Genomic DNA, 11,093 nt, shown 5'->3' on the forward strand with positions numbered 1-11,093 from the left:
AAGTCATCAACACCAACACGATGTCGTTGAATGCTCAGCGTAACCTGAGCACCAGCGGCAGCTCGCTGGCCACCACCATCCAGCGCCTGTCCTCCGGTTCGCGCATCAACAGCGCCAAGGACGACGCTGCTGGCCTGGCAATCTCCGAGCGCTTCGGCACTCAGATCCGTGGTACCGACGTTGCGATCCGCAATGCAAACGACGGTATTTCGCTGGCCCAGGTCGCCGAGGGCTCTCTGACCGAGATCGGCAACAACCTGCAGCGCATCCGCGAGCTGTCGGTGCAGTCGTCCAACGCCACTAACTCGGCCAGCGACCGCAAGGCACTGCAGGCCGAAGTGACCCAGTTGGTCAGCGAAATCGACCGCGTCGCCAAGCAGTCCGAGTTCAATGGCACCAAGTTGCTGGACGGTTCGTTCTCCAGCCAGCTGTTCCAGGTTGGCGCAAATGCGGGGCAGGCCATCGCCATCGACAAAGTAGTCAACGCCAAATCAGAGGCACTGGGCAGCACCACCTTTGCAACTGCCGGCAAGATCGAAATCGATGATGCCAATGCTTCGTTGGCCAGCGGCAAGATCGCTGCAGGCTCGAAAGTAGGGAACGTCGAACTGGGTGCGATCGAGTTTAAGGTGGTATCCGCTGATCCCGCGGATGCCGCTGCAGTCGCTGCCGCGCTCGCTGAAACCAAGGCCAATGCTGCGGTTGCAATGACCACGGCGATCAATGCAAAGATTGGTGAAACCGGCCTGCATGCAAGCAGCAAGGAAGGCGTCGTGACCCTGACCGCCGTCCGTGACGATGTGCCGGCTGCAGATATGGCCATCACCGGGCTTGTGAGCGCGACAGAGCTTACCAATGTTGCAAATGGCACCGAAGCAGTAACGCTCTCAAAACTAAATATCGAAAGCGTGGCGGGAGCCCAGCAGGCGCTGGAGATCGTCGACAACGCCCTGGATTCCATCAACAGCACCCGCGCCGACCTCGGTGCGATCCAGAACCGCTTCACCTCGGTCGTCGCCAACCTGCAGACCTCGACGGAAAACCTGTCAGCCTCGCGTAGCCGCATCAAGGATACCGATTTCGCCAAGGAAACCGCCGAACTGACCCGCACCCAGATCCTGCAGCAGGCCGGTACGGCCATGCTGGCCCAGGCCAACCAGGTGCCACAGGGCGTGCTCAGCCTGCTGCGCTGATCCACGGCAAGAAGGCGCCGCTACCGTCGGTTAGTCCCGACGGTAGCGGCAACCGGGAAGCCACGATGCACGAAGGCGCGGGCCATGCCCGGCCCGGGAACACTCCCGAACCGGCTTGGCATCGCCCGCTCCTGCGGACCTCTCTTTCAGCGCTGTACCTTTGACTGTACGTACCGGGCGGCTTCGTCTCCCCCCGATTGTCAGTAGCCTGAGCCCTCCCCTGCATTGGGGGAGGGTTTTTTGCAGACTCCCGGCAGCCCGCGGTGATTCCACCCGCGCCCTGCCCCAACCCTCCTGCAACCTGCGTGCCAGAACCTGCGCCAGACCATTGGCACGGCGCATGCATCAACGAAGTCCTCAAGACCCAGCGGCGCAGGCCGCTATTTTCGTTGACGACGGGCCAGCGCCTAGCGGCCAGGCCCGATACCAGGAGAATCACATGGCAAGCTTTGGATACGGTGGCATCGGCTCGGGCCTGAACATTTCAGACATCGTCAGCCAGCTGGTGGCGGCCGACCGCAAGCCCGCCGACAACGCGCTGAACCTGCAGCAGTCCAAGGCCAAGATGCAGCTGTCGTCGATCGGCACCGTCACCTCGGCCTTCGACAAGCTGAAGACCGCCTTGACCGCACTGAAGGCCACCACAGCCTTCGACACCCGCACCGTAACCGCCACCGGCAAGGCCGGTCCCAACAATGCCGATGACGTGCTGTCGGCGTCGGTGGCACTGTACGACCAGGGTTTGACCAAGGCGGCAGCCGCCAACGGCACGCACCAGGTGGAGGTGAAATCCCTCGCCACGGCACACAAGCTGATTGCCAATGCCTCGGTGCCGAAGACCGAAACCTTCGGCGCCGGAACCTTGACGCTGACCGTTGGCGTGGGCGACAAGGCAAAGACGATGAAGGTCGAGGTGGAGGCCGGCGACACGCTGACCACCGTGCGCAACAAGATCGACGCCGCAGGCCGCAAGGAAGGCGTGCAGGCGACGCTGATCGCTTCGGGCGACAACCAGTACCTGTCGATCGCCCAGGAGAAGACCGGCGCCGCCAACGCGATCAAGCTCGAATACGGTGGCAGCGACCCGAAGTTGAGCGCACTGGTTGGCAGCCTTCAGGAGAACACCGCGGCGGCCGATGCCGAGCTGACCATTGATGGTGTCACGGTGATCAGCGACAGCAACACCGTGACCGATGCCGTACCAGGCCTGACTCTGAACCTCAAGGTCAGGGGCAAGAGCACGGTCGTGATCAGTACCGACACCACTGCAGCCACCAAGGTGATGCAGGACTTCGTCAAGGCGTACAACGATGCGATCGCCGCCATCAATACGGAGACCAAGTACGACGCCAAGACCAAGGAAGCGGCGACGCTGACGGGCGACGCGCAGATGCGCGGCGCATCCAGTCAGCTGCGTTCGATGATGGGCGCTGTACTGAAGGACCTGTCCGCGGATGGATTGGATCCGAAGAAGCTCGGCCTGCAGACCCGTGGCTATCCCAATGCCGACGGCAGCCTGGTGCTGGACGCGACCAAGTTCGCCGCAGCGCTTGCCAGCCAGCCGGAGAAGATCCGCTCGGCGATCACCGGTGATACCGGCGGCGCCGGCAAGCTCTACACCATGGTCGATGGCTACGTCAGCACCACCACGGGCAAGGAAGGCGCCTTCGTCGCCCGCACCAAGGGCCTCAACACCACGCTGGACAACATCGACAAGCGACGCAAGGACCTGGACGTCCGCATGAAGAACGTCGAGGAACGCTACAAGAAGCAGTTCCTGGCGCTGGACAGCCTGATGGGGAAACTGCAGCAGAGCAACACCGCATTGCAGCAACAGCTGGCACAGCTGAACCGCTAAAGGAATGCGTGCGACGCTCAAGTTTGGCGTGTAACGCACCGATAACGGACGCAACAGCAATCAACGCCGCACCGCCGGTAACGGTCCCCACGACCTGCCGGCGGCACCCCGCGCAAGGAGAATCACGAATGTACGGTTCCAGCCGTCAATATGCCGAGCAGTACCGCCAGGTGGGAGTGACCAGTGCGGTCGCCGATGCTGATCCGCACAAGCTGGTGGCAATGCTGCTGGCCGGCGCGCTGGAGCGCGTGCGGCGTGCCCTGGCCAGCCTCGAGCGTGGCGATCAGGCCGGCAAGGGCAAGGCGATCGGCGAGGTCTGCGCGATCGTCGGCCACCTCAACGGCTCGCTGGATCATGAAGCCGGCGGCGAGATCGCCGGAAATCTGTCGGCGCTGTACGACTATGTGCTGCAGCGCCTGACCGAGGCCAACCTGCACAACGACCGCGCCGCGCTGGATGAGTCGCTGCAGCTGCTGGGCGAGATCGACAGCGCCTGGAATGCAATCCCGCAGGAACAGCGCCGCCCGGCCGCGGTGGCGCCATGAGCCTGCACGAATTGCACGCGCAGCTGGACGCCTTTGAGAAGGCCCTGGGCGAAGAGTCTCTTGACCAGGCCGACAGCCTGCTCGACGGTCACGACAGCACGCTGCATGCGCTGCTCAGCCAGCCGCTGACCGCCGCCGACCACGCACCGCTGACCGCGCTGTTCGAACGCCAGCAGAATCTGCTTGGCCTGCTGCGCCAGCGCCGTGATGCGGTCGCCGCACTGATGAACGATGGCCAGCGCTCCCTTCGCGCGGCGCATGCCTACCTGCAGGCAGAATCGCTGGCATGACCCAATTGCCGACCACGTCGCTGCATCACCCGGCTGAAAGCGAGCTGTTCGACGAAACGCTCAGCTGCGAGCTGGCCCTGCCAGCCGAGTTCCAGGCAGGCAGCGCCGCTGGTCGTACCAGCAGTGCCGAAGGCCTGCTGCGCAGCCTGGCCCTGGTCGAGGACAGCCGCGTCGACGAGCACGACGACCGCAATGAGTCCAGCCTGCAGCTGCAGCGGCTGGAAGCCAAGCTGGATCTGGCGATGGTGCTGCTGGGCCGTCTGGTACGCCAGCAGGGCCAGGAACTGACGCTGCGCCCCGTGCGCTGGTCTCGCCGCGGTATCCGCCTGCAGCTGGGCCCGCGCAGCGGCGCCAGTGCCGGCCAGGCCGGCGTGGTGCGCCTGCAGCCCAGCGACTGGCTGCCCGACCATATCGATCTGCCCGTGGAAGTGATCGCCGAAGCCGCGGACGGTGGCGGTGGTCACTACCTGTGGCTGCGCTTCCAGCGTCTTGGCGATGGCCTGGAGATGGCAATGGAGCGGCATCTGTTCCGCCTGCATCGCCGCCAGGTGGCCGAAGCACGCCGCGCCCGCTGAAACCTGCCACCATGGCGCTGGATGGGCAACCCTTGGCGCGCCCGTTCAGCTAAGTTAAGGTGGACTCCCCTCACGGACCTCCAACGTGCCTGTGCGAGTTCTCATCGTCGATGATCACACCCTGGTCCGCGCCGGCCTGGCGCGGCTGCTGCAGGGGTTTGCCGACGTGCAGCTCGTCGCAGAGGCCAGCAATGCCGAGCAGGCACTGCAGCTGGCCCTGCAGCACGCCCCGGACGTGGTCCTGATGGACCTGTCACTCCCCGGCCGCACCGGCCTGGAAGCCCTCAGTGACATCCGCCTGCGTGCCCCCGGCACACGGGTGGTGATGATGACCATGCACGACGACGCCGCCCACGTGCGCGATGCACTCGATCGCGGCGCAGTCGGGTTCGTGGTCAAGGATGCGGCGCCGCAGGAGCTGGAACTGGCGCTGCGTGCCGCGCACGCCGGCCAGGTATTCCTGAGCCCGCAGATCTCCGCCAAGATGCTGGCGCCGATGCTCGGCCGCGAGAAACCCACCGGCATCGCCGCGCTGTCGCCGCGCCAGCGCGAGATCCTGCGCCGCATCGGCAAGGGTGAGAGTAACAAGGAGATCGCCGCCGACCTCGGCATCAGCGTCAAGACGGTGGAGACCCACCGCGCACGCATGATGGAGTCGCTCGGCTGCCGCCGCGCCAACGATCTGCTGCTGTTGGCCGCGCGCCACCAGCACGAGCTGGAATAAGCGCGAGCCTCGGCGGCGCGAAACGATGGCTGGGTAGAGCGGGCTGTTGGTAGAGTCGACTGTTAGTCGACTTTCGCGCGGAGCGCGGGCGTTTTCCGTTATCTGACCGGAGAGCAGTCGACTGGCAGTCGACTCTACCAACCCACGCCCGCCCCCTCACTGACGACGAATTCCCGTCACCCTGACACGCCCCGACAGGAATCCGTACACGGCGCAGCCCGCTCAACCCGGAACCCACACCGGAAATCAGTAACTTAGCGGCAATCATCGTCAACATTCCGCGTCGATGTAGGGAATATCCCCACACCCTGTCAGGACATCCACGAAGCCCCTCAGGAACCCCCTGATTCCGCCCCCGCCGGATCAAAAGCAAGATGCGTTCCACAAGGCGCCGGGGAGCGGTGCCGGGGAACCACGATGAAGGCTGCACTCTCGACCCAGCTGGGCCAACAACTTCACCTCACCCCGCAGCTGCTGCAGTCGATCCGGCTGCTGCAGCTCGATGGCCTGCACCTGGAACAGGAAATCCAGCGCCTGCTGGACTCCAATCCGCTGCTGGAGATCGAAGAGGCCGAAGCGCCCGTCGCCGATGCCACCGAGGCCAGTGCCGCCACGATGGACATCGCCGCCTTCGACGAGCTACCCGAGTCGTCGATGTGGGACGTGGCCGGCGCCAGCTGGCAGGACGGCGACGACGACCGCATGGCGCGCATCGCCGCAGGCGAATCGACCGACCCGCAGCTGCGCGTGCTGCAGCGCCTGTCGCTGGACATGGACGACCGCCAGCTTGCTGTCGCAGCATTCTGGCTCGATCACTGCGACGAGGCCGGTTACCTGCAGGCACCGCTGGACCAGCTACAGTTGCTGGCCTGCGCCCAGTTCGACATCGCCGCCGACGGCGTCGAAGCCATCCGCCAGCAGCTGCTGCACGGCGAGCCCGCCGGCATGGCCGCGCAGGACCTGCGCGAAGGCCTGCAGGCGCAGCTGCGCAGCCTGCACGGCGCGGTTCCCGCCCGCCACCTGGCCGCGCGCATCCTGGACGGCGCGCTCGACGCGCTGGCCGCCCACGACTACCCCGCCCTCGCCCGCCTGCATGACGCCGAAATCGACGACGTGCGCGAGGCGGTGCGCCTGATCCTCTCGCTGCAGCCGCGCCCGGGTGACAGCCTGCTGCCCGAACGCAATGCCGTGGTGGTGCCGGACGTGGTCGCCTGGCACGCCGACGACCAGTGGAAAGTGGCACTGAACCCGGCCACCAGCCGCCGCGTGTCGATCAACAGCCAGTACGAACAGGCCCTGGCAGAGACCAGCGAGGCCGCACCGGCACTGCGCGAAATGCTGCAGGAAGCGCGCTGGTTCAGCCGCGGCCTGTCGATGCGCTACGACACCCTGCTGCGCACCGCGCGGGTGATCGTCGAGCGCCAGGCCGCGTTCCTGGTGCGTGGCGAGGAGGCCATGGCACCGCTGACCCTGAAGGAAGTGGCCGAGGAAATCGGCATGCACGAGTCCACCGTCTCGCGCATCACCACCGGCAAGTTCCTGCAGACCCCGCGCGGCACCTTCGAGCTGAAGCACTTCTTCGCCGTGCGCCTGGAAGGCGCCAGCGTCTCCGGCCAGGCCGTGAAGGCCATGGTCCGCCGCCTGATCGACGCCGAACCGGCCGGCCGCCCGCTGGCCGACGAGGCCATCGCCGGCCTGCTGTCGCGCCAGGGGGTGAACATTGCCCGCCGAACCGTCGCAAAATACCGAGAACAACTGGACATCGCCCCGGCCCGTGAACGGCGCCGGCTTGGCGCCAGGCAACCGCAGCTGGCCCGGGTGGGCTGAAAAGGATGTTGGACATGAACAAGCTCACGGTCCTGTTGGTCGATGACCACGAGGGCTTCATCAATGCGGCGATGCGCCATTTCCGCAAGATCGACTGGCTGCAGATCGTCGGCAGCGCCGGCAACGGCCTGGAAGCGATCGAGCGTTCGGAAACGCTGCGCCCGCAGGTGGTGCTGATGGACCTGGCCATGCCGGAGATGGGTGGCCTGCAGGCCACCCGCCTGATCAAGTCGCAGGACGATGCACCGTACATCGTGATCGCCAGCCACTTCGACGACGCCGAGCACCGCGAACACGCGCTGCGCGCTGGCGCCGACAATTTTGTCAGCAAGCTGTCCTACATCCAGGAAGTCATGCCGATCCTGGAAGGCCTCAGGGAGGATCGATCGTGAGCGAATCGCGCATCCTGGTGCTGGACAACGACGCCGTGCGCGCAGAGCGCACCGTTGCCCTGCTGGAATTCATGGACTTCAACCCGCGCTGGGTGTCCGACGCGGCCGACTTCGACCTGGGCCGCCAGCGCCAGAACGACTGGATGGCGGTGATCGTCGGCAGCCTGGACGACACCGCTGCCAGCACCGCGCTGTACCACTGGCTGGGCGGCAGCAGCCTGCCGCCACCGGTGCTGCTGGCCGATGGTGATGCCACTGCGTTTGCCCAGCAGCACGGGCTGCACGAAGCCAACATCTGGCCGCTGGAAACGCCGCTGCGCCATGCGCAGATGGAAGCCCTGCTGCGCCGCGCCAGCCTCAAGCGCCTGGACGCCGAGCACCAGGCCGGCGCCGCGCAGGATCAAGGCCCGACCGGCAACGGTCCGGCGGTGACCGCGCTGCGCACCATGATCGAGCAGGTGGCCGCGTTCGATACCACCGTATTGGTGCTGGGCGAATCCGGTACCGGCAAGGAAGTGGTGTCGCGTGCGATCCACCAGCGCTCGCCGCGCCGTGATGGCCCGTTCGTGGCGATCAACTGCGGCGCCATTCCGGCCGACCTGCTGGAAAGCGAACTGTTCGGCCACGAAAAGGGTGCCTTCACTGGCGCACTGACCGCGCGCAAGGGCCGTTTCGAAATGGCCGAAGGCGGTACCCTGCTGCTCGACGAAATCGGCGACATGAGCCTGCCGATGCAGGTGAAGCTGCTGCGCGTGCTGCAGGAACGCAGCTTCGAGCGCGTCGGTGGCAACCAGACCATCCGCTGCAACGTGCGCGTCGTGGCCGCGACCCACCGCGATCTGGAAACGCGCATCGCCGAAGGCAAGTTCCGCGAGGATCTGTTCTACCGCCTCAACGTGTTCCCGATCGACGTGCCCGCCCTGCGCGAGCGTCGCGAAGACCTGCCGGCGCTGGTGGAAACCATCGCCGCACAGCTGGCCCGCACCGGCCGCGGTGAAGTGCGCTTCACCCCGGAAGCCCTGCAGGCACTGGCTGGCTACGAGTGGCCCGGCAACGTGCGCGAGCTGACCAACCTGGTCGAGCGCCTGGCGGTGCTGCATCCGGGTGGTTCGGTGCGCGTGCAGGACCTGCCGGGCCGCTACCGTGGCGATGCCGCGCTGGCCGCCCCCGCACCGGCACCGGTACAGTCGGCTGCCAGCGAAGAACGCCTGGACCTGCGCAGCTTCTCGTTCCACACCCCGGGCGGCGGCAACCAACCGGCACTGGAGCACGGCATTGCCGTCAATCGCGCCGCGGCACCGGCGGCGCTACCCGATGAAGGCATGGACCTGCGCAACCACATGGCCAACATCGAACTGGGCCTGATCAACGAAGCGCTGGAACGCACCCAGGGCGTCGTCGCCCACGCCGCCCAGCTGCTCGGCCTGCGCCGCACCACCCTGGTGGAAAAGCTGCGCAAATATGGCATCGAGCGCGAGCAGGCCGAACTTGCCGGCTGAAGCGTGCTATCAGCATGAAGGGGGCACGAACGCCTGGGCTAGCCCGGGCGTTCGTGTTTGTGGGGGCGCTGCATGAGTAGATCCACGCCGTGCGTGGATGAGGAATTCCGCTACACGACTGCGTTTGCAACTTTTCCTAAAGGCGCCGATGAAATATGTCGGTAGCTTTGCCCAGATGGAGAACTCAACCAGACCGCCAACGCTGGACCTCATGCCGATCAGCCAGGAAGAAATAGATCACTCTCCCTTCCTGCTCGAAGCACAGCGCCTAGCTGGCCGCCTTTCGCCGTATGCCAACAACAACACGATGTTCGATTCACGCCTGCAGCGATTTGAGGCAGACGAACGCACCCTGGCGATCTTTGGACACGTGCTGGGCGGGCTCTTCTTCGTGGACCTCAAAGATGGCTCCGTAGGACTACTTCCAGTCGATTCCGAAGCATCACCCCAGTACTGCAATTCAGACATGAGGAGCTTCTCAGCTTTCCATACCGCGTTCATGGCAGCAATCCGACCCGCGCTGAACTTCAACGAAGGCGTGGCGGAGTCCACTCTCATGGAACTTGAGGCCTCATTCCGCAACTGCGATGCCACATCAATGGCGGCCGAGAGTAACTTCTGGCCCACATGCCTTTACGAGCTATCAGAGGGGTTCTTTCCTCTTTCATCCGAGAAGGTGGAACTACACCGCTCACTCGGTGTCGATCTTAACTATCCCTGGTAGAAATCGGCTCGAACACGTTCTTCGGCCGCAAACTGAGTGGGGTCGGAGCCCTCTGCGTTTGCAATGATTCCTACAGACAACGGTCCGCCGTTGCGAAGCATGGACGAGACATCCCAGCGAGGTTCCGCCATCCGACGACGGCCTGGACCTGCGCAACCACATGGCCAACATCGAACTGGGCCTGATCAACGAAGCGCTGGAACGCACCCAGGGCGTCGTCGCCCACGCCGCCCAGCTGCTCGGCCTGCGCCGCACCACCCTGGTGGAAAAAGCTGCGCAAGTACGGCATCGAGCGCGAGCAGGCCGAACTGGCCGGCTGAAGCGTGCTATCAGCATGAAGGGGGCACGAACGCCTGGGCTTGCCCGGGCGTTGGTGTTTGTGGGATTTGCAACTATTCCCAATGCGCTTCGCTCCGGGACCCAATAGCCTCAAGGGTTGCGATTGCCACCGAGGAATGTCATGAGCGAGACCTTTGAAGGCTCCATGCAGGAAATACTGGAATCCATGCTCAGCGTTTGTCTTGAGTACAGCGATGACAGAGCCAATGGGGTCTATCTCTATTGCTCCGCGGAACAAGGGCTGCTCGCTGCTGATGTCTTCTACGAGATCGGTGGTGGCTTCTATGAGAAGCACTTGCTGAACAAGTCCGTTTGCACGGCAGAAGCAGCTGTCTTCGATACATCCGAGGAGCACCAGTCTGCGCTTCTGGATTGCCTTCTGAGCGATCTCAAACAGTTGATCGCCCTTCACGAGCGCCACCATCGAGAGTCACCCACCGAGCTTAAAGCCCGGTATGACGTCGTGCGGCACAGCCTCACGGTGGACTACAGCTATGCCCTGAAGTACTCCAACCACGACACCTTGATGGCCAACGACATATTCGAAGCGTGGTTCGAAGAACTAAGGTGGCAGCGACCACGCGCGGATTGACATCGCGGTCATCCGGGTCAGATCCCTTTCCTGCGGAAAGGGATCTGACCCCATCGCATTTGCAGGTTTTCCTAGAGACAACACGGCCGCAGTGCGGAGCATGGCAAGGACATCCCAAGGAGGTTCCACCATGCATCGCCTGATCCTGCTCACCGCCCTGCTCTGCCCCGCCCTGGCCACAGCCGCCGACTGCACCCTGCCCGCCACGCTGGACCAACGCCAGTTCACCAACCTCAGCGACCCGCTGTACGCACCCGACAACCCCAACGCCGGGCGCATGGTGCAGGTCAGCTTCGCCGGCAACCAGTACGTGCTGGATATCCTCGGCACCGACCTGCGCATCGGCGGCAGCTACCGCTACCAGCGCCTGGCCCCGCATATCGCGGAAATCCAGATGACCGAGGCCCACCCGGCCGGCCCCGCCCACTCAACCCTGCGGCTGACCGGCCTGGCGAGTCCCCAGGGGGGTGTCCTCTCACCCCGCCCCACGGACCCACCGCCCCGCCCCCGCGCCCAAACTCCAGCCCCCAGCCCC

Annotated in this window: 12 protein-coding genes and 1 pseudogene; all 13 read left to right on the plus strand. The window is 64.9% G+C overall.

Translation table 11 applies throughout. From position 1 onward, the window contains the following. Nucleotides 1-1,193 (plus strand): flagellin (locus EKL94_RS21090; RefSeq protein WP_148105815.1); only part of this gene is annotated, 1,193 nt, incomplete at its 5' end. 439 nt (nt 1,194-1,632) lie between these two features. Further along, the gene (gene fliD, locus EKL94_RS21095) at nt 1,633-3,051 is read left to right on the plus strand and encodes a flagellar filament capping protein FliD (protein WP_126930516.1); all 1,419 of its coding nucleotides are present in this window, start codon (nt 1,633-1,635) and stop codon (nt 3,049-3,051) included. 128 nt (nt 3,052-3,179) lie between these two features. Then, entirely contained in the window at nt 3,180-3,596 is a 417-nt protein-coding gene (gene fliS, locus EKL94_RS21100) for a flagellar export chaperone FliS (protein WP_005409561.1), read from the plus strand. Beyond that, nucleotides 3,593-3,886: a hypothetical protein gene (locus tag EKL94_RS21105; RefSeq protein ID WP_010485909.1), complete on the plus strand. Its 294-nt coding sequence runs from the start codon at nt 3,593-3,595 to the stop codon at nt 3,884-3,886. The genes fliS and EKL94_RS21105 overlap by 4 nt, the downstream gene beginning before the upstream one ends. Further along, nucleotides 3,883-4,461 (plus strand): PilZ domain-containing protein, encoded by a 579-nt coding sequence (locus tag EKL94_RS21110; protein ID WP_019336599.1) that lies wholly within the window; start codon nt 3,883-3,885, stop codon nt 4,459-4,461. The genes EKL94_RS21105 and EKL94_RS21110 overlap by 4 nt, the downstream gene beginning before the upstream one ends. 91 nt (nt 4,462-4,552) lie before the next feature. Further along, nucleotides 4,553-5,185 (plus strand): response regulator, encoded by a 633-nt coding sequence (locus EKL94_RS21115; RefSeq protein WP_005413261.1) that lies wholly within the window; start codon nt 4,553-4,555, stop codon nt 5,183-5,185. 417 nt (nt 5,186-5,602) lie between these two features. Beyond that, nucleotides 5,603-7,012, plus strand: coding sequence for an RNA polymerase factor sigma-54 (rpoN, locus tag EKL94_RS21120; protein WP_126930517.1), 1,410 nt, complete (start codon nt 5,603-5,605; stop codon nt 7,010-7,012). Nucleotides 7,013-7,026: 14 nt separating this feature from the next. Continuing rightward, nucleotides 7,027-7,404, plus strand: a complete 378-nt coding sequence (locus EKL94_RS21125) for a response regulator (RefSeq protein ID WP_010485922.1) — start codon at nt 7,027-7,029, stop codon at nt 7,402-7,404. Further along, nucleotides 7,401-8,903: a sigma-54 dependent transcriptional regulator gene (locus EKL94_RS21130; RefSeq protein WP_126930518.1), complete on the plus strand. Its 1,503-nt coding sequence runs from the start codon at nt 7,401-7,403 to the stop codon at nt 8,901-8,903. The genes EKL94_RS21125 and EKL94_RS21130 overlap by 4 nt, the downstream gene beginning before the upstream one ends. A gap of 148 nt (nt 8,904-9,051) precedes the next feature. Beyond that, complete coding sequence (locus tag EKL94_RS21135; protein ID WP_185830070.1) at nt 9,052-9,627, plus strand: SUKH-4 family immunity protein; 576 nt, start codon at nt 9,052-9,054, stop codon at nt 9,625-9,627. A 133-nt stretch (nt 9,628-9,760) separates the two neighbouring features. Then, a pseudogene (locus EKL94_RS21140) lies at nt 9,761-9,947 on the plus strand (helix-turn-helix domain-containing protein); the annotation flags it as partial. Nucleotides 9,948-10,087: 140 nt separating this feature from the next. After that, nucleotides 10,088-10,558 carry a hypothetical protein gene (locus EKL94_RS21145; RefSeq protein ID WP_126930520.1) on the plus strand — a complete coding sequence of 157 codons (471 nt, stop codon included), beginning with the start codon at nt 10,088-10,090 and terminating at the stop codon, nt 10,556-10,558. Nucleotides 10,559-10,688: 130 nt separating this feature from the next. Continuing rightward, nucleotides 10,689-11,093 (plus strand): hypothetical protein (locus tag EKL94_RS21150; protein ID WP_260473478.1); only part of this gene is annotated, 405 nt, incomplete at its 3' end.

Origin of the sequence: Stenotrophomonas maltophilia (assembly GCF_003970865.1) — a bacterium.
Classification (GTDB): Bacteria; Pseudomonadota; Gammaproteobacteria; order Xanthomonadales; family Xanthomonadaceae; genus Stenotrophomonas; species Stenotrophomonas maltophilia_AR.

Coding starts and splice junctions, on each gene's coding strand:
- EKL94_RS21125 (WP_010485922.1), top strand. CDS start 7,027: ATGAACAAGCTCACGGTCCTGTTGGTCGATGACCACGAGGGCTTCATC.
- EKL94_RS21105 (WP_010485909.1), top strand. CDS start 3,593: ATGAGCCTGCACGAATTGCACGCGCAGCTGGACGCCTTTGAGAAGGCC.
- rpoN (WP_126930517.1), top strand. CDS start 5,603: ATGAAGGCTGCACTCTCGACCCAGCTGGGCCAACAACTTCACCTCACC.
- EKL94_RS21135 (WP_185830070.1), top strand. CDS start 9,052: ATGAAATATGTCGGTAGCTTTGCCCAGATGGAGAACTCAACCAGACCG.
- EKL94_RS21145 (WP_126930520.1), top strand. CDS start 10,088: ATGAGCGAGACCTTTGAAGGCTCCATGCAGGAAATACTGGAATCCATG.
- fliS (WP_005409561.1), top strand. CDS start 3,180: ATGTACGGTTCCAGCCGTCAATATGCCGAGCAGTACCGCCAGGTGGGA.
- fliD (WP_126930516.1), top strand. CDS start 1,633: ATGGCAAGCTTTGGATACGGTGGCATCGGCTCGGGCCTGAACATTTCA.
- EKL94_RS21110 (WP_019336599.1), top strand. CDS start 3,883: ATGACCCAATTGCCGACCACGTCGCTGCATCACCCGGCTGAAAGCGAG.